Genomic DNA, 21898 nt, shown 5'->3' with positions numbered 1-21898 from the left:
TTATATTACTTTCGCTTCTTCATTGAGCAGTTTCACCAGTTCCGGTACGGCCTCAGCGCCTTTGCCGACGATGCGTCCGGCCGGACGGCTGGGCGGATATTCCATCTTGATGACTTCCAAGGCCGGCTGGGCGCTGATGCCCGCGTCCTTTTCCTCGAGCGGTTTCTTCTTGGCCGACATAATCCCCTTGAGCGACGGATAACGCGGCTCGTTCAAGCCCTTCTGCGCCGTGAATACGGCCGGCAGTGTCACCTCCAACACCTCGGAACCGCCTTCTATCTCGCGGTTGGCCGTGGCCTTGGCGCCGGCCGGTTCCAGCTTGATTACCAGGCTGGCAAACGGGATATTGAGCAATTGAGCCAGTATCGACGGCACCTGGGCGTTGTCGTCATCCACCGCCTGCTTGCCGGCCAGGATGATATTGTAAGGCATCTGCTTTATCTGGTTGGCCAGAGCCGATGCAACGATGAACGGGTCGGTCATGAACTGGGCCGGTGTCTTAAGCAGCACCGCCTTGTCCGCGCCCATGGCCAGGCAGGTCCTCAAAGTCGTGGCTGATTCGGCCGGGCCGACCGTGATGACGGTCACCTCGCCGGCGCCCAGCTTTTCCTTTATGCGCAGACCTTCCTCTAGTGCGATTTCGTCAAATGGGCTGAGAATGTACTCCACTCCGGTCGTGTCCAGTGATTTGCCGTCCGGCGCCACGCGGACGTTGGTTTCCGTGCTCGGCACTCGCTTGATGCAAACGATTACGTTCATACTATTCCTCCGATTCGATTATACGTTCATATCCCTTTTCTTGCTTGTCACAAGACACTTAAAGATATTAAGCGTCGCGGTAATTTCAAGAAATACCGAATGAAAAACTAACCGCTTAATGCTTGACCGCCCCGGCCGGAGTTGTTAAAAGTGCATTCATATTCATTCACGCTTGCCGTGAAATCTGCGTACTGAAAAAAGGAGTATTCGGATGACCGAAAACAAAGGCCTGACGCCGGTATACATCGAAGCCTTCAACCTGGACGACGCCTGGTTCCAATGCCTGAGCAAGATACTCGACCACGGCCACACCTACACCATCACCCGGGGCAGTTTCGAAGGCCAGCGCCGGCTGGAGTTCGACTACGTGGCGGTGCAGATAAAAAATCCCGGCCAGCGCCCAATCATACCGATGATGCCCGAGGGCTCATCCATCCCGGCGCCCACCTCGATGGAATACGTCGAGCAGTATATGAACTACCTTTTAACCGGAGTCAAGCAGGCCGGCGAAGATTACACCTACGGCGAACGCCTGGTCGACCCAAGAGTGAAAGTGCCCGGCACCCAGGACGCGAACAATATGCTCAAGGAAATGCCGCTCGACGTCAACCAGATAGAAGAAGTCATCAAGATGTACAAGAAAGACGGCCACGGCACCAACCAGGCCACTATGGAAATCGGAATGCCGTCGGACATCAAGCTGGTCGACCCGCCGTGCCTGAGGATAATCGACACCCGCATCCGCTACGGCAAACTGCACTTTATGCTTTACTTCCGCTCCTGGGATTTATGGGCCGGATTCCCGTCCAACCTGGCCGGGCTGCAGCTCCTGAAAGAATATATGGCCGGCGAAATCGGGGTCGAAGACGGCGAAATCATCGCGGCCAGCAAGGGGATGCACCTGTACGAATACACCTGGGAAATCGCCAAACTGCGGACACAGAAGAAATAAATATTCACCGCTGAGCACGCTGAAAACCCTGAAGCATGGCAACCCTAAAACTCTATAACACTGTAACTCTGTAACTTATATCAGATGCTAAAAATCGGCAATATCGAAATACCCTCGCGGCTGGTCCTGGCGCCGATGGCCGGCGTCAGCGGTCTGCCGTTCCGGCTGATAAACCGCTCATTCGGATGCCAGCTGGCCTTCCTGGAAATGACCAACGCCCGGACCCTGTGTTTTATGAAACGGAGAACCCAGCGCATCCTGGCCACCGTCCCGACCGACAGGCCTCTGGGCATACAGCTGTTGGGCGCCGAGCCGGACATCATCCGCCGGGCTATGGAAATACTCAGGCCGGAGAACTTCGACATCATCGACCTCAACGCCGCCTGCCCGGTCAAAAAGGTGGTCAACCGCGGAGAAGGCGCCGGCCTGCTCAAGGATCCGTCCAAACTCAACCAACTGCTCAAAATAATGGTTGCTAACACCGACCGGCCGGTCACCGTGAAAATACGCTCCGGCTGGGACGAGGATTCCATAAACGCGGTGGACACGGCCTTGGCCGCCCAGGACGCCGGCGTCAAGGCGCTGTTCATCCACGGGCGCACCCGGGCCCAGGGTTACAGCGGCGATGTCGACTACGGGACCATCCGCCGGGTCAAGCAGGCGCTGGCCATCCCGGTCATCGCCAGCGGCAACGCGCTCACGCCCCAGCTGATAAAAAAGCTTTTCGACCAGACCGGCTGTGACGGGGTGGCCGTAGCCCGGGGCGCCATGGGCAATCCCTGGATATGGCCGTCCGCGATGCAGTTCCTCGGCACCGGGATAATACCGCTGGCACCGGACCCGTCGGAGATATCCGACACGATGATAAAGCACCTGGACCAATGCCTGGAATTCTACGGCCAGCGCACCGGGGTGATAAGGTTCCGCAACTTCTTCCACTGGTACGCCAAAGAACTGCCCGGCATCAGGCACCTGCGCCAGGAGATATTCCACGCCAATACCAAAGAACAGATACTGGATGTGGCCAAGAAGGCGCTGCTTTTAAGGTAGGCGGGTGGAGTTGTCAGCGGAGAATTAATATATGGAAAATATCGAAAACCCCAACCCCAACAAAAAACCCGAGATTTCACGCACGGGAATGATAGCCTTCATGGTATTGATATATTCTCTTAGCGCCGTGTGCCTTAGCTACGGCATTCATTCGCTGGTGACAGAAGGTTTTTTTACGGGGAATGTAGTGCTAACACTCCTTTTCGGCGTCGGCCCCGCATTTATCGGAATTTATGTCTGGCTGATTTACAGGAAAGGCCAGAATTTAGACATGGGAAATTACCCTAATTTTACCATCTTCCAAAAAAGCCTGGCCATACTATTCACTGTTATTTGTGCGGTGATTATGTTTATTGGATATGTAATCTTCCTTACGTTTATCAAGTTTGTATTGCCCTCGCCATTTCAATACATAGCAGATGCGCTATTTATAGCCTTTAATTTGCTGCTTATCCTCCCGGAAATTTTGGGATATATAACTAAAAATAAGGATAGCGAATTCATTGAGCCTTTTATTGGCATACAAATATCCGTAAAAGTTAAGGGCGACACCTTTATGTCTTTTGTATTAGGAATGGTTTCGCTGACTTTCTATACGCTTTATAGAATGCTGGAGTATTTTGGTTTGTTAGTCCGGTAGGACTAATCTGAAAAACGGGACAAACCAGAGCTACTACCTCCTGCCCTTAGACCCTTAGGGGTTTTGATAATAGCCATCACGGGTAAGGACTTATCCCCGAAACGAAGTGGAGTGGGATGGTCTGCAATCCTTTTCCCCGGATGCCCTCCATCACCTACTTATTCGTCGCGTACTTGATGGCGCTGTTGGTCCCGTCCGCATAACTGATATGCGCCTTGCCGTTGGAATCCAAGGCCAGGCAACAATAAGCCCCCACGTTGCCCGCGTCATCCACCACCGCCGTCACCCACGAACCCGAGGCATTGGTCGCATACTTCAGCCGATACAGGCTCGAATTGTAATAACTGATATGAAGTTTGCCGTTTGAATCAATGGCCATGGACGAATACTCTCCGGTATAGCCGCTGGTATCCACCAGCGATTTCTGCCACGTGCCCGAAACATTGGTCAGGTAATTCAGGTAACCCGTGCCCGACGCCTCAGTCGTATAGCTGATATGCACCTTGCTGTCCGCATCCAGGACGATGGCCGTATACCAACCCGCACCCACGGCCGTATCCACCGTCGAATATACCCACGAACCCAGCGGATTAGTCGCGTACTTCAGCGTCTTATTAATCGAATCGTAATAACTGATATGCACCCTGACCGTACCCGTCCCGGTCACGGCAATGGACGTAAAAGAGCCCAACTGCGACGAACTGTCAACCACCGACAACTGCCACAAACCCGAAGCATTGGTGGCGTAATTGAGCGTATTATTATCCTTATAACTGACGTGAATCTTACCGGCCGCGTCTATGGCTATGTCATTATCAGTGCTCACATCCACATCCGCATCGACGATGGTTATCTGCCACGAACCCGAGGCATTGGTCGCATACTTCAGGTCATAACTGTTGGTATCCTCATAAATGATATGGACCTTGTCATTGGCATCGACCGCAATCGAAGAATTAATCAATATGCCCGAATTATCAATGGTCGTAACCACCCAGGCCCCCGACGCATCAGTCGCGTACCTCAAGGCAAATCCCGGATACTGGGTATAAGCCAGATGCACCTTATCATTAGAATCCACGGCGATGGACGTCGGCACGAACCCGCCGCTGGTGTTGGTGGCAATAACCGTCTTCTGCCACGGACTGGTAGCCAAAGTGGTGAACGCCCGGTTGGCCCCGTAAATAGTCGTTCCCGCGGAATCCTTGGCCGCAATCCTGAAATTATAACCCGTGTTCAAGGTCAACCCGCTCAAGGTCTCGGTGATGACCGCGCTGACCGTGCCGCTGATGACCGGTTGCTCCGCAGTCGTGTTCCCGTAAGCAGTGGACAAACCCCACTGGAAATAAGCCGTGGCCGACAAGGCGTCGGTGCTGACCAGGCCGCCCAGGACCGCCGAACCGGCCGTAACGCTGACCGCCGGGCTGGTCGAAACCGCAAAAGCATCCGCCGCCGTACCGCTGCTGCCGGTGCTCCCGCCGCCGCCACCGCCGCCGCAGCCGCCATAACCGAAAGCCGTTACAAAAGCAATAACCGATAAAGTCGCCAACACATAATACATTCTGGTTTTCATAGTTGCTTACTCCTTTTAATGCCGCCAGGAATAACCACGACGCGCCGGCACTTTGACCCAGTTAAACCATTCCTTACTTGTCCTGAGCCCTTCGTGTACTCAGGAGCTTGTCCTGAGTATTCCCGAAGGATAAACATGGTTTAACAGGATATCCACATTACTAATAATCCTTTTTAGCCATTGTACCAACCACGCAAATATAAGTCAATATTAATATTTACGGCTCGAGCCCACCCCCGGGTAAAGCGGGACAAACCAAAGCTACCGCCTCCTGCCAGACCACAAAAAAACTTCACGAATTATGCTAAAATAAATGTTCCGAAGGGTTTAGTGCCACTTGGAACAAAGTGACGTAGAAGCACTTATCCCTGAGCATAGCGAACGGGGCTCGCGCAGCGCCACTTTTTCCGGGGAAAAGTTCACGAATTATGCTAAATAAAATGAACTTTTTCCCAGATTTTACGTTTAATATATATAGGGGAGGATATAGTATCTATTAGGTAGTATGTAGGGCTGGAAACCCTATAAAACATGTATTTGCGAGCGATTATTTTAGCAGAATTCTCATTATTTTGCAGTAAAATAGCCTCGCCGATCATATATATAGTAGGGAAGGATGTAGTATACAGTAGGTAGTATATAGGGATTTAAGGCTGACGGGGTGAACGGGCCGCAACACGCCCCTGAAACCGCAGCCTTTTGAGATGGCCCTTTGAGGCCTGCCTCTAAGAAAGGATAGGTGACGCTGTCGTGTTGTGTCACCGAAGGAGACAATACAGGGGAGCCGGACAGCCGTGATGACCGCGATAGCAACGGCCAGTCAGATGCCCGTCAAAGGCCGAATAATGACCCTGGTACGGGGAATACTTGCCCTAAACGCAAATACACTTCCGATAAACTCTCCCGGTTCGAAGTCGCCATTGACAAGGGCGATTACAAGCTGGTGTCCGAACTGGCCCGGCGGGAACTGACCTTAGAGGACTATATAGACGGTTTCGTCACCCTCTGGCGCAGATTTGGTTTTCCGGCCGGGAAAATTCTTGACTTCCTTATTGTATATCATACACTGCAATTCAGCAGATACGCAACCATAAAGCAACTGGGCATGACCCTGCGGGAGCTTGAACTGATTCTGGAAGGTTTAAGCAATCGTCTGGGCCTGCCGGACGGCGCGACCATAGAGCAATCCATAGACGGGTTCATCCACCTATGGCGCCGGCTGGGTTGTCCGGAAGGGGAACAGATTAACTGGATGCTGGTCTATAAGACGCTCGGGTTTGACCGCAAGGCCGCGGCAGCAGAACTCGAGATGACCAAAATCGGGTTCAAGTTGAAACTGCACCGCTTCAAGAAAGAGTGCAATATCAGGGAACGCTCGGCCAAGGCCGGGTAGGAAAAGTAAAATACATGGCAAACTTTGAGAAAATATATGCCGGGTTGCTCAATTACTGTAAACCACTGCCGCTTAATCTTAAACTTGTTTCCCCTAAGCTCAAGCCGCTTCTTAACCGGTTATATGACGCGGTAATCAAAAGGCCGATAGACACGGAATCCATAAAGCACTCATTGGTAAATCTGCTGACATTCCTTACCACGTCCGAAGGCAAGACGAAGGATAATATATGGATGGCGGACCTTTTTATTACATTTGGTGACTGGTGGAAAGTAAAAGGGGTTAACAGTTTGCCTGAACCATTTCAGTATATCCACGGGCGTATGATGGCCATGAACGATACGCTTGAAGATCCGGGAATAGCCAAGCAATTCGGAGCTACGCCGGAGGAATTGCTGGAGCAGGCAATGAAACTATAATCTAAAGGAATGCAATATCAAGGATAGTTTGTCTTGTTTACAATGAGTTTGCGAAGTGAGTATGCGAAGGACTCAGCCAAGGCCGGGTAGTAGGATAAGGTTTTAATATACTACTGGTAATATTGACGTAGTCATAAAAGCATAGTAGTTTATTCAAAATAATGAGCACTAATTATAATCTTATGGATTATTTAAGAGGAGCTGTAGATGATAACATCAATAAACGTTAATGGGTTTCGTTCGCTTTCGGATTTTTCGTTAGATTTGCGACCTGGATTAAATATCTTGGTTGGTCCTAACGGTTCTGGGAAGACAAACATAATAACTTTTTTTGAGTTTTTATCGCACCTTATTTTATATGGCCCATCTGAAGCGGTTAATCAACTTGGTGGAGCAGGCTCTGTTTTTACGAAGCTAAGTGGAGATGAATTCGAAAAACATATAAAAGTAAAACTTTACGGATGCGCAGAAATTTCAAGCCATAAATACATTAAATATTGCTACTCTTTTACCATTGCAGCTTCAGAAAACTTTGATTCAATTGGGTTTAAGGAGCAAGAGTTGGTACTGCAAAAATCAAGTGTATTTTCTCAGTCTAATTACATGCATGAAAAATCTTTTTGCATTAAACAAAATGTTGTCGAGCGCAAAAAACAAGTAATTAGTACTCAGAATTATAAAAAACAAATGGTTGATTCGTCTTTCCTGCCGCCCCCAATGAGAAACAAAATTACTAACGACAAAACCATAATAGAAGACTTTTTGAGACATAATGATAAAGACGCCCCTCTTGTTAACAGTCTTGCATTTCTTGTCGAGGTGGTACGTTTTGTTGCTGCGGATTTAAGAGGCGGGCAAATTTTCAATATTGTTCCTTCACGTGTAAAGCAACCAGAAGAAAGCTCGAGCCCCGTAGGAATAAAAAAGGATGGTTCTGGATTAGCCGCGACACTTTACGCAATAATAAATAAGAAAAAACACCAAGGAGATATATTTTTCCCCGGACGATTTGTAATTCGAAGGTATACCCGTGATGTGGATTTGAAACATACATCAATTGGCGATATTGTAAAGTACTTAAAAACTGCGAATGCTGCTATAAACAAAATCGATGTAGTGAATGATCGTTTCGATAATCTATTAAAAATACGTTTTTGGATCGAGAAAAAAGATGTCTCGACAATGTTACCGTTGTCGGCAATGTCCGATGGCACCGTTAAATGGCTTACTTTGGTTACAGCAATTCTTACATCACCATCTATCTTTTCGCTAGAAGAACCTGAGAATTTCCTTCATCCTTTAATGCAATCGGAAGTTGTTAAACTAATGCGTCATGCGACAGAGGGAAGAAAAAAAAAGACCAGTATTTTTATGTCAACACATAGCGAGACAATTTTAAATAATGCTACACCATCAGAAGTTGTTGTTATTTCATTTGAAGGTGGTCGTAGTCGGGCAGATAGGTGCTCTAACCAAAATGAATTAAGGGAGGAAATTAAAAGAACAGGTTTTGGACTCGGATTTTATTATATTTCTGGGAGCTTAACAAATGAGTAATCCAGCATTTATAGTAGATGGGCAAATGGAGCAAAAAATCATTCAAAAAATATGCCCAGGGCAGCCGGTAAGACTTCTTCAATGTAATGGTAGGAATGTTTCATATGAGGCGGCTGCAAAAAAAGCTGCTTCTTTGATTAGACTTCAAAAGAGATATCAACCAATTATTATTATCTTTGATAGGGAAGGTAGGCCGGATAATCATAGGTTTATTGCTAATGCCCTTTATAGGGCTATTGAAGATCAAGGTATCCCTAAAGTGACCGTAATAATAGGTGTGCCAGATCGAATGATAGAAAATTGGTTACTTGCTGATATTAAGGCTGTTAATTGTTATTACTCAAAAATAAAACCAATTAAACAAAAAATATTTGAAGGAAATAGTGGTAAAAGTCGTATCCGATCACTTATAGGTCGTTCTCAATATAGCGAAACACAAGATGGCCCAGAAATATTTATTAAATGTAATCAATCATGTATGTGTCAAAACAGTGATAGTTTTAATGAGTTTTATGGTAAGATTAAAACAATAAAATGTAGATGGTTGCATAATGTTGTTCCGACAACACATAATACCCCTAATAAATCTTAATTTTTACGGACTATCATTTCCCTGAAATCATTTCCTTGCCCACCGTACCCTGTTCTACAAGTCTGGTAGTTCTCACATCTTAAGGGGGTATCCGTGCCGCTTTCGCCTACTACCCCTGTAGTCTTCACCTAGTACCCCTGTAGTCTTCACATGGTATCCCTGCCGCTTTTGCCTGGTAGCCCTGACATCTTCGGGTGCTATGCCTGCCGCTTTCAGGGGGTAATTACTACCTCTTTATGTGCCGGAAGAAGAGGCGTATGGGGGGAGGGGGGAGGGTGGGTAGGGGGTGGGGACACCCCCCCGGCACGCCCATAAATTGAGCAAAGGTTACATCTTGTCAAAATCCGGCAATTCCGTAAAAAATATTTTTCGACCTAACCTCTTATAATTCAATGGGTTATGAAAAACCGCCCAAATCCGGCACCTCAGAATAGGTTACAAACACGTAACCTTCGCCACCTTATGGAGGATGAGACAGCGACAAGAGACAAGCGATAAGAGACAAGAATCCTCCGGAAAGGCAGGGGAATATGAAAAGAAGCCACGGATTAACACTGATGGGATTGATAATGGCAATTGGCATATTCCAAATTTCAAATTGCAGATTAGAATCTGAAATCTGGAATGTGGAATCTGAAATTCTGGTGGTTGACCTTTCCAAGAAACTGCCGGATAACCCGTACCAGACGGAATACGAGCGGATGCTTTGGCCGACCGTGCGCATTAAAGCGCTATTTAGCACAGGTTCGGGGGTGGTTATCGGTGATTACATCATTACTGCTGCTCACGTGGTTGGTAATAACAGCACGGTTGAGATAGAATTATTTTATCCTATTACGGATGGTCTCAGTGTCCTCTGTGGCTCTGTGGCAATGACGGATACCGCCAAAGACTTGGCTTTAATCAAGCCTTCCCGGCCGTTGTCATACACGGCCAAACTCGCCCCGGCGGATTACCGGCCATACATCTTCACGCCTGTGTATTCGGTCGGCTGTTCACTGGGGTTTCCTCCTCGCCCGTCTAACGGAATCATATCCGTCATTACGGATAAGTACTGGGAAATAACATCTCCCATACTGCCGGGAAACTCCGGCGGGCCAGTATACGATGGAAGGACCTACGAGGTTATAGGAATCGCTGTTTGGGTTCGTGTTTATAAAGACCAATTAGTAACCACCATGGCCGGAGTAGTACCAATACAATCAATCTACGAATTTATTAACAGCAACCACGAAAACACGAAAGGGGAAAAGCACTAAATTTCGTGTTTTTATTACTTCGTGCCTTCGTGGTAAGAAAGGGGTGCTTTATGGAATACGGAAAGTGTTGCAGGTGTGGGGAAGACGTCGGGCCGTACAAGGGCTGTGAGCAGGACTGGCTGTGCAAGGAGTGTTACGACCGGACCCATCGCCGGCCGCCTCTGCCTAACCCCCGGATGGGCGGGCGCAGGCTGACCACGGCATACGAGCGCGAACAGTCAATGAAGTGGATAACTGAGATTGATGAACGTTTGGACGCGGAAACCACGGATAAACACAGATGAACACGAAGGTCAGATTGGGGGTGACAAGTTATGTTCAAGATGATGTCTGGATTCTGGAGAAGGATTATCGAGGTGATTGTGGGTATTGTTCTGGATTACTTAGAGAAGAAACGAAAACAGTAGCCACATCGGCGTTTGCCGAAGGCCAAGGTGAGCGCCGTTTCGGCGCAGTTGTGAATTGAGTATGTCCCGATGATGCTGCGCTCATCGGGATCTAATTGGCTGTAACGCCATTTCCGACTGGCATCGGAACTGACTAACAGCCACTAAGAGGGGGTGATTAACATGGCAGACGAGGTAAAATTGGACATCCTGATAACCGTCCCGACCAGCGTTGAACCGGCCGGAGATATGCCGGAACGCTGGGCCGCAAACCTGACCGGTAATGCGACTATCCTCTACGACAGGATTTTGGAAGTCCTGCCGGACGAGAATGAGTTCAATAACCGGGTGGCTGAACCGGCCAACGATAAGTGGAAGCCGATGGTTGACCCTGGTTTCGTGTCCCAGGCCGGACACGATAAGGCGGAAATCCAGAAGGCACACTATAAGGGATTGGCGGGCGCCTACAACAAGTTCATAAACAAGCTGGGCTTTGCTTTCGCGACGGTTGACGGCATCCCGGCCAAGCGGTTTAAGGATGGTGTCAACAACGCCAAGGATAACTGGGCCGACGGAGCGGCCCGGAGTTCACTGCGCATCACCGGCGACCGGATACGCGGCTTGATTCTCCCGCAGGTTATCTATTGGCTGACCGGCGACCGTCTGGCTAACCAGATGACCAAGCACATGGAGGTCATCCAGGGCGAGCCGTACAATTTCACGCTTAGCGGATTGCGCCAGCAGTTCCGCTCGGCCGTATCCAGTCTTTTGATGACCGCGGGCATTACGATTATCAAGGCGGATATGGAATCGGCGGTAGTCGCGACCCAGAACGGGCGGCTGAAGGACCTGGCCAACCTCTTCAAGTCCGCGGCGGTAAAACCGTTCGTGGCCGGAGGAGTCGCCACTGATTCACTGCTCCAGTTTGAATACAGCGAGGGCGAAGACGCCAAACTCAAACTGCACGCAAGAATCGTGCTGGTGTAGTATGACAGTGCGAGTGGGACGCTTCGCCCGGGCGGGGCGTCCCCGACCGCACTTTAATTTAACCACGAAATTAGGAAAGGACACGAAGACACGGAATTATTTAGTGCTTTAATATTTTCGCGCTTTCGTGGTAAGATTTATATGTACAGAAGAAGATATTTTCCGTATCTGTCGGTGCCGACTTCGTCCATACAGGAGGATGCCATAACCACCGATAAGATAGCGGACAACGCGGTGACATCGCCGAAGATAGAAAACAAATCCATCCGAACCGAGGATATCGCCGATAAGGCCGTTACCCTGGCCAAGCTGGGCGATGACGTCCCGGCCGTGGGCATACCGGACAACTCCATCACCGGAGCCAAGATCGCCCTTGATACAATAGAGAAACAGAATATGAAATCGGCTTCGGTGGACACGGCGGAGCTGGCAACAGGCGCAGTAACCGAGGAGAAAATCAGGGATGGCGCGGTGACCCCGGCCAAGCTGTCGTTCAGCGTGCCGAGCAGGCCGCTCGTCCCGCCGGTGGCGAGTGACGAGTTGGCAGATGCCAGTGTAATAAACACCAAGATAGCCGACCGGGCCGTGGATTGGGTCAAGATTGCGCTGAGCTCCATCAACCACGAACTGCTTTATAACCTGGCTCCGCCCACGGACGGGCAAATCCTGTCTTTCGACGCGGCTACCGGCAAGTTCAATTGGATAGCTCCGCCCAGCGGCGGTGCGGGCGGGATGCAGTTGACCCTGTTGCCTTCGCAACCCTTGGTGTTTTCCGAGAACTCGATGGCGGATGTTGACCAGCTCATAGACCTGTCGGCTTACATACCAGTTACGGCCCAGGCGGTGATTGTGGAGATGCAATTAAACGCTATGTCCGTCCCGGTCGGGATGGAGCAGATACTGACCGTGCTCGGCAGGCGCTCCGGTTCTGATTATGGTTCTTCAACCATACACTTTATCTGGCAGAATGTACCTAACCTTAATCAGAACGCATACAAGGAAGCCACGCTAGCCACTGATGGGACACGGATGATTCGGGTGATGGCCACTAAGGGAGGACAATTCTGTTCGATTAATATATGGGTCCGTGGATATATTGAGTAGCCACGAATGAACACTAATATGCACGAATACACACGAAAGTTAACAGTGACTTGAAGAGACTCTTACGAGATGGGGCGCTGGGCTACGCCTGGCGCCCGGGGGATTGGGTTTTGTTATCTACCAAATACAGGTAAAGACGGGATGGAAATCATAAGGGACCAAGAAACGAATACGCTCCATAAAAGAATTATAAGTGATATCAAGATAGGGTATAATTTTCTTGTAAAAACTATATTATGCAAAAACCATAGCAAAAACAAAGGGGAGAATATTATAATATCAAGTATCAGTAAGGTTGATACATCAATCTTTAGCAATAATAATATAGTTGTTATGCTAAGTATGCAGCTACTAATAGCAATAGCTATAGATAATATAAGCCCCGTAGCATTCTTGATGCTCTTCTCTTGTACATCCTTCCGGTATATCAGATATTTTTTGTAAAATGAGCACAAAAACAGCACAGCCAAAATACTTGCTACTCCCCAATATGGAGAAAACACAAGCAACATCGTTAGTATTGGAGGATATTGATTAACATAATCAATCATATTTCATCCCCCGCCTATAGTCTATGGTCTATAGTCTTCCCGTCTGGGCTATTTCTTCCCCTTGCCCGCCGGTTTCAGCGTCTGGACGGCCGAGGCGTAGGCGCAGAGCTCGCATTCGGCTCCGGAGCCGGGCGGGGTTTCGGCGCTTAAGCATTCCCGGGCTTCTTTGAGCCGGGTTTCGACCCAACCGGCGTCGCCGTCATAAGGAAATATCTCCAGCTCGAAGTCGAGCCGGCCGTTGAGGCCTTCGCGGTCTTTGCGGCCGTTGCAGTAAACGAAGTACCCGGTCTCGGCCACCTTGAAACCGTTCTGCCGGAAAAGCCATTGGTATACCTCCATCTGGCGTTTCCAGCCGGCCTGCCAGTCGGAGTCGAGGTTGAGCGCGTCGGCTTTGGAGGTGGCTTTGTAGTCCACGATGTGCAGGCGGCCGTCGCTGTTTTCCCAGACGTCGTCCACGGCGCCGGTTATCAGGAAGTTGGTGCCTTTGTGGTGGTGCTGGATGCCGACGAAGTTCTGGCGCCATTTGTCCAGGTCCTTGTGCTGGTAAGGCTTGGCGCTGAGGCTGTATTTGGTCATCAGCGGATGGGGCTGGCCCTTGGCCCGGTAGGCGTCGAACTCCTTTTTGAGCAGGTGGTCGACGGCGTTGTTCAGGGTAAACGGCAATGACCCGGGCGGCTTGACGCCCAGGCGCATTTCCAGATAGAAACAGCGCGGGCATTCGATGAACTTGTCGATACGGGAGCGGCTGAGCCTGAACGGTTCGGCCGAGGCCGGGTCGAATAGCGAACTCTTTTTAGGCATACGGTCCTTTCTTCATTTGGCCAGCATAAAGGAATTAACGGTTTCGGCCAGGATTATAGGCGTTCCGCCGTCAAGCGGCGCGGACTTGAGCCGGCCGTCGCCGGTGATATATATGGCGTATCCGTCGCCGGGCGCGATGTCCCAGGCGCTGGTGACATTAGTATCCAACACTATGGCGCTGCCGCCGGACATAGGCGCGACCTTGAGCTGGCCGGTCAAGGATACCGAATCGAAACTATCCATAAAGACGACCCTGGCATTGTCGGAAGTGGCCTGCCACATTGTCGGCGCGGTGTCGGTGATGGTGACGGGCGTACCGCCGGCGATGTCGACACTCCGGAGCTGGCCGGAGCCGTTGAGATACAAGGCCATAGCCGTATCGGGGCTGAGCTTTAACGACAGGACCTGGCTGTCCAGTATGACCGAACCGCCGCCGGCCACGGCCACGGATTTGAGGTTGCAAAACCCGGTAGTGGCGTTGTAGTTGCCCAGATAAACGACCCGGGCGCTGTCATTGGTGATATGCCAGCTGCCGGGATAGACGTAGGTGCTGATTCTGATGGCGCCGGAGCCGTCGGTATTGAGCGAGCGCAGACTGCCGCCCTTGACTAACGGGTCGTAATCGGTCAGGGCGATGAGCTTGGTCCGGTCGGGCGTGAGCAACCAGTCGTCGAACCCGCTGACCAGGTCGGTTGGCGTGCCGCCGGTGATGGGCACGGTCCTGAGTATCATTTCCGGGGTGCTGTAGATGACGTTGGTCTGGTCGGCGTCGACGTTGGTCTTGACATAAGACAGCACGTCGCCGGAGAGCAGGTCGTTTGACCCGCCGGTAATGGGCGCGGCATACAGTTCGCCGGTTATGGCCGCGACGTTGACGATGGTGGCGTAGATTACGCCCTGGCTGTCGGGCAAGACGCTGAATGAACCGACTGAGCCGGCGATGGAGGAGGAGGCGCCACCGGTTATGGGCACGGACTTGAGGTTGCCGTTGCCGGCGGTCAGGTAGATTAGGCGCGAGCTGTCCGGAGTAATTTGACCGTCAAAGACGCCGGAAGCTAGGTCGGCGGCCGGGCCGCCGGCCACGGGGACGGATTTGAGGTTGCCGTTGCCGGACAAAAAGAAGGCCTTCTTTTTATCAGGGGTAATGTTCCAGGCGGTGACGCCGGTGCCCAGCAGGACCGGGTCGGTGCCGGTGACGGGCACGGACATCAGGGCGCCGGACGAGGTCATAAGGCTGTAATTGGACAGGAAAAAGACCCGGGCGGAGCTGTCGACGACGCTGTCCGCGGAACTGCCGGTGGCGTGGTCGTTGGGGGAGTCCTTGCCGCACATCCCGCCCCAGCCCAAGGCCAGGACGGCCGCCAGCCCCAGGCAAACCGACCAGTTACGGTATGAATCGCGGTGCATATATATTATATATATCGGAATCCGCCATATTAAACGGTACGCAAATAATACTTCGGCAGTTGGAATCCCGCTAAAGCGAGACGACTTACTGCCGAGTATACTGGGCTGATAACTCACCACACCTGCCTCCCAGCAGGCAGGTTCTAACAACCCAAGTAGCGCAGAGCCCTGTGGGCTACGCAGATTATACAAGTAACCGAAATATTGTCAATACTTCTGCTGGGTCCAAGTGGCCCTAAGTTCAACCCTGTGTGCAAAATACATCATTTTAGTGCTAGTAACTCTTATTACTTGACAACAGGCCATATGATAGCTAAATTCAGTGGTATATGTACCTGGAATTTTGGGGATTGAAAGAGAAGCCATTCGAGAACACGCCTGACCCGCGGTTTTTCTACGCTACGCCGCGGCACGAGGAGGCGCTGACCCGGATGCTTTACGCCGTGTCCGAGCAGAAGGGCGCGGCGATGCTTTCGGGCGAATACGGGTCGGGCAAGACACTGCTGACCCGGATAGTGACCAACCAGCTATTGGGCGAGAACGACCGCTACAAGATAGCCATCATCATAAATCCCAACATACCGGCGGACGAACTGCTGGAGGAAATCCTGTACCAGCTGGGCAAGAGCGTGGCGCCGGGCGCCCGGCGCAAGAGCGAGTGCATCCGCCAGCTCAACGCGGCGCTCTACGAAAACGCCAATGCCGGCTCGCATACGGTCATCATCATAGACGAAGCCCAGGCCATTAAGGACGAAAGCACTTTCGAAGAGCTGCGGCTATTGCTCAATTTCCAGCTTAATAACCGGTTCCTGCTGACATTGCTTTTGTTCGGCCAGCCGGAACTGCGGGAGAAGATAGGTAACGTCAAGCAGCTGGAACAGCGGCTGGCGGTGAGGTTCCATCTTTCGCACCTGACCGAGGAAGAGACGCGCAACTACGTCCGGTACCGGTGCAAGGTGGCCGGCGCGGAGAAGGAGCTGTTCTCGGACGAGGCACACCGGATGATTTACCGGGGTTCGGAAGGGATTCCGCGGGTGATAAATAATATTTGCGATATGGCGCTGGTGGCCGGGATGGGCGGGTCGGACCCGGTCTCGGGGCCGATTATCCAGAATGTCGTCAAGGACCTGTGCGGGATTGAAGTAAAATAATGGTGCGTTTTCAGGACATATTCAAGAAGATGCGTCCGGTCGAACCCGAGATTAAGCCGGCGGAAGCACCAAAGCCTCAGGACAAGCCGGCATCGACCGACAATAGAGACAAGAAAGCCGGGCCGGTTTCTTACCATACCAACCAGGCGTTATTCAAATCTAACCTGAGCAAACTGCAGGAGAAGTCGGCCGACCCGATGATAAGCGCGCTGCCCGAAGCGGCCAACCCGCGGCTGGTGCGTTCGGGCGACGAGGAGAAGAAGCCGTCGCCGTTCCGGTCCGCGCCCGTACCCAAGGAGCCGACTGTCGATTTCCCGTTTTCCCAGAAAGTCCAGCCCCAGCCGGCCAAGCCCGAGGTGTCCAATACGCCGTTCAGCCGGGCGGCGCAGGAGTCCATAGGCCAGAGGACGGAGCCGGCGCGGCCGACACCGGTCCAGCTTTCCAGCGTAATCAAGGCGCAGGATTTGCAGGAAACGGAAAAGGCGGTGGAACTTTACGAAAAGCTGGCGTCATTGAGCCAGGCCGTGCTGGATATGGTCGCTAAGAAGTCGTCGCTCAGGGAATTGGACCTGCCTGAATTCACCGGCGTGATAAAAGAATCGGTCAATCTGATTTCACGGGGCGACCGGAGCATGCTCGATTTGATATACCGGACATCGAGCGGCAATTATTTGATAGCCCACCAGGTCAATACGGCAATCCTGGCGATGGAGATAGGCAAAGGCATCGGCTACAGCGAGGACAAGCTGGAAGATTTGGGCTTGTCGGGACTGCTTCACGACGTCGGCATGCAGGAAGTCTATCCGATGATAGACCGGAAGGATAAGCTTTCGAGCCAGGAATACGAGCAAGTCAAAAACCACATAACAACCGGCGCTAACCTGTTAAAAGGAATCCCCGGACTGGCGGACGTGGTCTGGGAGGTTTGCCAGCAGCATCACGAGCGGATAACCGGCAGTGGATATAAAGGCCTTAGCGGCAAGTCGATAAATGAATACGCCCATATTATCGCATTGGCAGATACTTTCGAAGCCATAACCCATTCCCGTCCGTACCGCCGTAAAAAGAGCGGGCAGGAGGCGGTAAAGGATTTGATAGAGACATCCGGCAATGACTTTGACCGGCAGGCGCTGAAGGTATTGGTCAAGCGGGTGGGCATTTATCCGGTCGGGACGTGGGTGGAAATGAATACCGGCGAGATAGCCCGGGTGGTTAGAATCAACGAGACTTTCCCGCTCAGGCCGACGGTCGTATTGATGTATTTGGCGGACGGCAGTCCGGTGGCCGAACCCAGAAGCATTGAACTGGCCAAAAACCAGATGATCAGCATTAAAAGTACCCTGGACGAGGGAGAACTCGCCAGGAGACAAATAAAGGAGGTGTAGGTTTATGAAGATGCTAAGTTTATTGTTTATCGGAGCGGGCGGGCTGGTATTTTTGCTGGGCGCGGCATTCAGATTGATGGACAAACAGTTGATGGGCATTCCGCCTCAATCATTCCTGGAATTCACCACGGCGTGCCTGCTGTTTTCCATCGCGATATCTCTGCACCGGAAGGATTAGGAAGAGATTATAGCAGGGGTGGGATTTGAACCCACGGCCGGGAGCTTATGAATCTCCTGCTCTACCGGGCTGAGCTACCCTGCCATGACATAGGCCGTTTGCCCTTATCAGGCCAGTCCCGTGAACCACGGGAAAATTCATTAACCACTTCTGTGGCAAGTTGTCAAGAATTATATTTTGAATCGCATCAGGAATTCGGCGTTGCTCTTGGTCTTTGATACGTTCTCGATAAGCCAGGTCATGGCTTCGAGCGAGTTCCTCTTTTCGGCCAGCAGACCTTTTCTGAGGAACCAGACGCGGCGGAGCTCTTCCTTATCCATAAGCAATTCTTCCTTGCGGGTGCCCGAACGCGAAACATCGATGGACGGGAATATCCGGCGGTCTGCGATTTGGCGGTCCAGATGCACTTCCATATTGCCGGTGCCTTTGAATTCCTCGAAAATAACGTCGTCCATGCGGCTGCCCGTTTCCACCAAGGCTGTAGCCAGAATGGTCAGCGAACCGCCGCCTTCGATTTTGCGGGCGGCGCCGAAGAACTTCTTGGGGCCCTGGAGCGCGCTGGAATCGATGCCGCCGGTAAGAATCTTGCCGCTATGGGGCGCTTCGGTGTTATAGGCCCGGCCCAAGCGGGTGATGGAGTCGAGAAGTATCACCACGTCCTTGCCGTATTCGACCATGCGCTTGGCCTTTTCCGAGGCCATCTGGGCGACCTGGATATGACGGCTGGGCGGCTCGTCAAAGCAGGATGAGATAACTTCGCCTTTGACCGAACGTTCCATGTCGGTGACTTCTTCGGGGCGTTCGTCGATAAGCAGAACGATCAGCGAGACCTCAGGATGGTTTTTGGTAATGCTGTTGGCTATTTTCTGGAGCAGAACCGTTTTACCGGTCCGGGGCGACGCGACAATCAATCCGCGCTGGCCTTTCCCGACCGGCGCAATCAGGTCGAATATCCGCATCGAGATTTCGTCGGGCGTAGTTTCCAGAATCAGCCTTTCGCACGGATGGAGCGGGGTAAGGTTGTCGAAGTAAACCTTTTCCGAAAGGGTCTCGGGCGATTCGTAGTTGATGGCCTCGACCTTAAGCAGGGCGAAATACTTTTCGCCTTCTTTGGGCGGGCGGATTTGGCCGGTCACCACGTGGCCGTTACGCATGCCAAAACGGCGGATTTGCGACGGTGAGATGTATATATCGTCCGGCGAGGGCAGGTAGTTATAGTTCGGCGAGCGCAGGAATCCAAAGCCGTCGGGCAGAATTTCCAAGACGCCTTCGCCGATGGCCAGGCCATTATGGTTGGCGCGTTCTTTAAGTATCTTGAATATCAGGTCTTGCTTTTTGAGCCCGGTGTAATCCTGGATGCCTTCCTTTTTAGCCAGCTTGAAAAGGTCGGTGATGGTCATCTTCTGGAGCTTATTGAGATAGAGCTCTTCTTTTTTAACCTCTTCATATTTAGCGTCCATATTTTTTTCCTTACAGACGGGCTTTTCTTCCGTGGGAAGCGGTTCCGGCTCGACCGGCTTGGGCCGCTCAGCTGCGGTTGAGCGCTTTGTTTCAATTGTTTTCTTGACGGGTTCGTCGTTTTCCTTGATGGTTTTCGGGGGGCAGGCCATAAATACCTCTCCTTCTTTCTAATTAGATAATGCGTTTATAAATTTATATATTTCATTAACCTGGCAGAACAGGTCTTTGAGCGATCCGTTATTATGTATAACAAAATTAGATTTCCCCTCTTTTAGCTTAAGAGACATCTGGAAGCGTTCTCTTCGGGCCAATTCTCCTTTATTCCAACCCCGGGATTCTGAAACGCGCATCCGGCGGATGTCCTTTGGAGCTTCCACGAAGATAAGCGTATCGCAAACGGCATCAAGACCGGCCTCCATCAGCAGGGCGGCGTCCAGGATAATAAATTTCTTGCGCCCGGGATTGCCGGATTTGCTTCTGGCGATGATGTTAACAATCTCCTTTTTAATGAGCGGGTGAACTATTTTGTTCATCCGCCGGACATTCTTTACACTGCCGAATACAGCGGCCGCTAATTTGTCATGGTCGACAGAACCATCGGCATCAAATACTCCGCTGCCCAACCAGGAACGCAGGATTTTTTTGACCGGACCGAGCTGGATGACCTTGTGGCCGATTTTATCGGCATCTATGAGCAATCCGCTTTTTTTTTCGAGCAGTTCTCCCACCTTGCTTTTTCCGCTGGCAATGCCACCGGATAGTCCGATAACGGTTAAAAATCTCTTGGATTGTTTAAGAATCACTTGGACAACAACACCTTGTTTTGTAATCTGGTATGAAAGGCTAATTAAATATTACCTTTAAACCGGAAACTAAATGAAATTAAATTGCACTAAAGTCAGGGATTGTTCAGACATTCCAGTATTTGGTTAATTTTTCACTGTACCTATTAAAGATATGGTTTGATATCTTTTAAACTGGTACTATTTGTAGAACTAATATAAACCTTGTCAAGCATTTTGTGATTTTTACTTGACAAAAAAAGAACTCCATAATATAAAGAAATGCCTATGAACAACCGCGGATTAGCTAATTGGATTCTGATTATTATAACAGCCTTTGCGATTATAGGGCTGTTCATAACTTATATCCTGTCCGGAGAAGAGAAAAACATCGATGCCCAGATTCAAGCCGCGCAGGCCGCTCAAGCAGAAGCCAAAAAGCAAAAAGAGGCCTTTAACTCTTTCACAATGGATATTTCACCTCTGATTATGTCTTTGGATCCGGGAATCCCTCTTAAACCCGAAGATATGGACAAATACATCGCCACCAAGAAAAAGAAGACCAAGCCATCCAAGGGCGCGGAAGAACTAAAGATGGAAAAAATAGTCCGAGAGGCGATTGATCGGGCAACCGAAACAAGAATCCGGCTCGAAAGAGCAACCTACGAAAAAGAAACCGCCGCCCGGAGAAGCACCGGAGTGAAAGATTTCGTTAGCGTGGTCAAGGAGGCAAAAGAAGGCATTGTTGCCGGGCTGAAAACCCAGATTAGCGATATGAATGACAAGCTTTCCTCTGAAACGGAAAAATACAACGTGCTCAAGGACAAGCTGACTTCCGCTAAAAAAGAGCAGGAAGATAAGCTGCCCAAAATGCAATCCCAGTTTGAAATGAGCAAAACAAAAATGGAGAATGATATCGCCTTGATAAAATACAACCTTGAAGAGCTGGCCACTAAAGAAGTGTTTAACAGGGATATCGTAGAAACCCACGGAAAAATCATCCAGCCTAACGTAAACAACCGATTTGCGTTCATAACACTTGGAAATGAAAGTAATATAAAACTCGGCTGGAAGTTTATGGTATTCCGCCGTGACAAAACCGGTATAAGGGAATGGAAAGGTCAGGTTGAGGTAAAAAAGATATACGAGACACAATCGCTAGTATCAATAACCGCTTTAAAAAACCCGATGGACCCAATTACCGAGGGCGATTCCATAACTAATATTTTTTATCATCCGCTGGGAGCAAGAAATGTAGTGCTCATAGGAAAATTCGAGCGCGGTGACTTCAAATACGACAAAGCTGAGGTCGAACGACGCCTGACCGACATCAGCGTAACTGTAGAAAAAAAGGTCTCTCTCAAAACGGATTTTGTAATCATAGGCAAAGATCCGGAAGAAACGGATATTGACCGCAATAATTATGTTGTGGTAAAAACCATGAATATCCCTCGCCTGGAAGGCACTGAAGCGCGTGAAGCGTTGGAATTCTATCTGGGCGACTAAAAAAA

At 50.5% G+C, this 21898-nt stretch carries 22 protein-coding genes and 1 tRNA gene; 16 read left to right on the top strand and 7 right to left on the bottom strand.

The features are described 5' to 3' along the window. A complete protein-coding gene (locus WC980_05125; protein MFA5794433.1) occupies window positions 1-759 on the bottom strand; it encodes an electron transfer flavoprotein subunit beta/FixA family protein in 759 nt (252 codons plus the stop codon). 211 nt (window positions 760-970) lie between these two features. Between WC980_05125 and WC980_05120 the strand changes: the two genes are divergently transcribed. From WC980_05120 to WC980_05110, 3 genes are all read left to right on the top strand, one after another. Beyond that, on the top strand, window positions 971-1711 hold the full coding sequence (locus WC980_05120; GenBank protein MFA5794432.1) for a thymidylate synthase: 741 nt from the start codon (window positions 971-973) through the stop codon (window positions 1709-1711). An 84-nt stretch (window positions 1712-1795) separates the two neighbouring features. Further along, window positions 1796-2761: a tRNA dihydrouridine synthase DusB gene (gene dusB, locus WC980_05115; GenBank protein MFA5794431.1), complete on the top strand. Its 966-nt coding sequence runs from the start codon at window positions 1796-1798 to the stop codon at window positions 2759-2761. A gap of 31 nt (window positions 2762-2792) precedes the next feature. Then, window positions 2793-3401 carry a hypothetical protein gene (locus WC980_05110; GenBank protein ID MFA5794430.1) on the top strand — a complete coding sequence of 203 codons (609 nt, stop codon included), beginning with the start codon at window positions 2793-2795 and terminating at the stop codon, window positions 3399-3401. Between the two features lie 154 nt (window positions 3402-3555). Here the strand turns inward: WC980_05110 and WC980_05105 are convergent, their stop codons facing one another. After that, window positions 3556-4974, bottom strand: coding sequence for a hypothetical protein (locus tag WC980_05105; GenBank protein MFA5794429.1), 1419 nt, complete (start codon window positions 4972-4974; stop codon window positions 3556-3558). Between the two features lie 739 nt (window positions 4975-5713). Here WC980_05105 and WC980_05100 point away from each other — a divergent pair. The 9 genes from WC980_05100 to WC980_05060 all read left to right on the top strand — a co-directional run bounded on the left by WC980_05100 (window position 5714) and on the right by WC980_05060 (window position 12671). Then, window positions 5714-6367 (top strand): hypothetical protein, encoded by a 654-nt coding sequence (locus tag WC980_05100; protein ID MFA5794428.1) that lies wholly within the window; start codon window positions 5714-5716, stop codon window positions 6365-6367. 14 nt (window positions 6368-6381) lie between these two features. Then, on the top strand, window positions 6382-6786 hold the full coding sequence (locus WC980_05095; protein MFA5794427.1) for a hypothetical protein: 405 nt from the start codon (window positions 6382-6384) through the stop codon (window positions 6784-6786). A gap of 207 nt (window positions 6787-6993) precedes the next feature. After that, a complete protein-coding gene (locus tag WC980_05090; GenBank protein MFA5794426.1) occupies window positions 6994-8343 on the top strand; it encodes an ATP-binding protein in 1350 nt (449 codons plus the stop codon). Continuing rightward, window positions 8336-8935 carry a DUF4276 family protein gene (locus tag WC980_05085; protein ID MFA5794425.1) on the top strand — a complete coding sequence of 200 codons (600 nt, stop codon included), beginning with the start codon at window positions 8336-8338 and terminating at the stop codon, window positions 8933-8935. Before WC980_05090 ends, WC980_05085 begins: the two co-directional genes overlap by 8 nt. A gap of 530 nt (window positions 8936-9465) precedes the next feature. Next, the gene (locus WC980_05080) at window positions 9466-10194 is read left to right on the top strand and encodes a serine protease (GenBank protein MFA5794424.1); all 729 of its coding nucleotides are present in this window, start codon (window positions 9466-9468) and stop codon (window positions 10192-10194) included. A 50-nt stretch (window positions 10195-10244) separates the two neighbouring features. Further along, window positions 10245-10478 (top strand): hypothetical protein, encoded by a 234-nt coding sequence (locus tag WC980_05075; GenBank protein ID MFA5794423.1) that lies wholly within the window; start codon window positions 10245-10247, stop codon window positions 10476-10478. Then, window positions 10475-10660, top strand: a complete 186-nt coding sequence (locus tag WC980_05070) for a hypothetical protein (protein ID MFA5794422.1) — start codon at window positions 10475-10477, stop codon at window positions 10658-10660. The genes WC980_05075 and WC980_05070 overlap by 4 nt, the downstream gene beginning before the upstream one ends. 103 nt (window positions 10661-10763) lie before the next feature. After that, complete coding sequence (locus tag WC980_05065) at window positions 10764-11567, top strand: hypothetical protein (protein ID MFA5794421.1); 804 nt, start codon at window positions 10764-10766, stop codon at window positions 11565-11567. 141 nt (window positions 11568-11708) lie between these two features. Further along, a complete protein-coding gene (locus WC980_05060) occupies window positions 11709-12671 on the top strand; it encodes a hypothetical protein (GenBank protein ID MFA5794420.1) in 963 nt (320 codons plus the stop codon). Window positions 12672-13270: 599 nt separating this feature from the next. Here WC980_05060 and WC980_05055 read toward each other — a convergent pair. Further along, window positions 13271-14023 carry a PD-(D/E)XK nuclease family protein gene (locus tag WC980_05055; protein MFA5794419.1) on the bottom strand — a complete coding sequence of 251 codons (753 nt, stop codon included), beginning with the start codon at window positions 14021-14023 and terminating at the stop codon, window positions 13271-13273. A 12-nt stretch (window positions 14024-14035) separates the two neighbouring features. Beyond that, a complete protein-coding gene (locus WC980_05050) occupies window positions 14036-15430 on the bottom strand; it encodes a hypothetical protein (GenBank protein ID MFA5794418.1) in 1395 nt (464 codons plus the stop codon). A gap of 329 nt (window positions 15431-15759) precedes the next feature. Between WC980_05050 and WC980_05045 the strand changes: the two genes are divergently transcribed. The 3 genes from WC980_05045 to WC980_05035 are packed head-to-tail and all read left to right on the top strand — an operon-like array spanning window position 15760 to window position 18144. After that, the gene (locus tag WC980_05045; GenBank protein ID MFA5794417.1) at window positions 15760-16581 is read left to right on the top strand and encodes an AAA family ATPase; all 822 of its coding nucleotides are present in this window, start codon (window positions 15760-15762) and stop codon (window positions 16579-16581) included. Beyond that, window positions 16581-17966: an HD domain-containing phosphohydrolase gene (locus WC980_05040; protein MFA5794416.1), complete on the top strand. Its 1386-nt coding sequence runs from the start codon at window positions 16581-16583 to the stop codon at window positions 17964-17966. Before WC980_05045 ends, WC980_05040 begins: the two co-directional genes overlap by 1 nt. Before the next feature lie 4 nt (window positions 17967-17970). After that, window positions 17971-18144: a hypothetical protein gene (locus tag WC980_05035; protein MFA5794415.1), complete on the top strand. Its 174-nt coding sequence runs from the start codon at window positions 17971-17973 to the stop codon at window positions 18142-18144. Between the two features lie 10 nt (window positions 18145-18154). Here the strand turns inward: WC980_05035 and WC980_05030 are convergent. From WC980_05030 to coaE, 3 genes are all read right to left on the bottom strand, one after another. Continuing rightward, window positions 18155-18228, bottom strand: a tRNA-Met gene (locus WC980_05030). Window positions 18229-18314: 86 nt separating this feature from the next. Continuing rightward, entirely contained in the window at window positions 18315-19604 is a 1290-nt protein-coding gene (rho, locus tag WC980_05025; protein ID MFA5794414.1) for a transcription termination factor Rho, read from the bottom strand. A gap of 168 nt (window positions 19605-19772) precedes the next feature. After that, entirely contained in the window at window positions 19773-20408 is a 636-nt protein-coding gene (gene coaE, locus WC980_05020) for a dephospho-CoA kinase (GenBank protein ID MFA5794413.1), read from the bottom strand. Between the two features lie 267 nt (window positions 20409-20675). Here coaE and WC980_05015 point away from each other — a divergent pair, with 267 nt between their 5' ends. Next, window positions 20676-21893, top strand: a complete 1218-nt coding sequence (locus WC980_05015) for a hypothetical protein (GenBank protein MFA5794412.1) — start codon at window positions 20676-20678, stop codon at window positions 21891-21893. Window positions 21894-21898: the final 5 nt, after the last annotated feature.

The sequence above is a fragment of the Candidatus Brocadiia bacterium genome (genome assembly GCA_041658285.1).
In the GTDB taxonomy this organism is placed as follows: Bacteria; Planctomycetota; MHYJ01; order JACQXL01; family JACQXL01; genus JBBAAP01.
The sequence above is the reverse complement of the archived record's forward strand: the minus strand, read 5'-3'. Positions and strand labels throughout refer to the sequence as shown.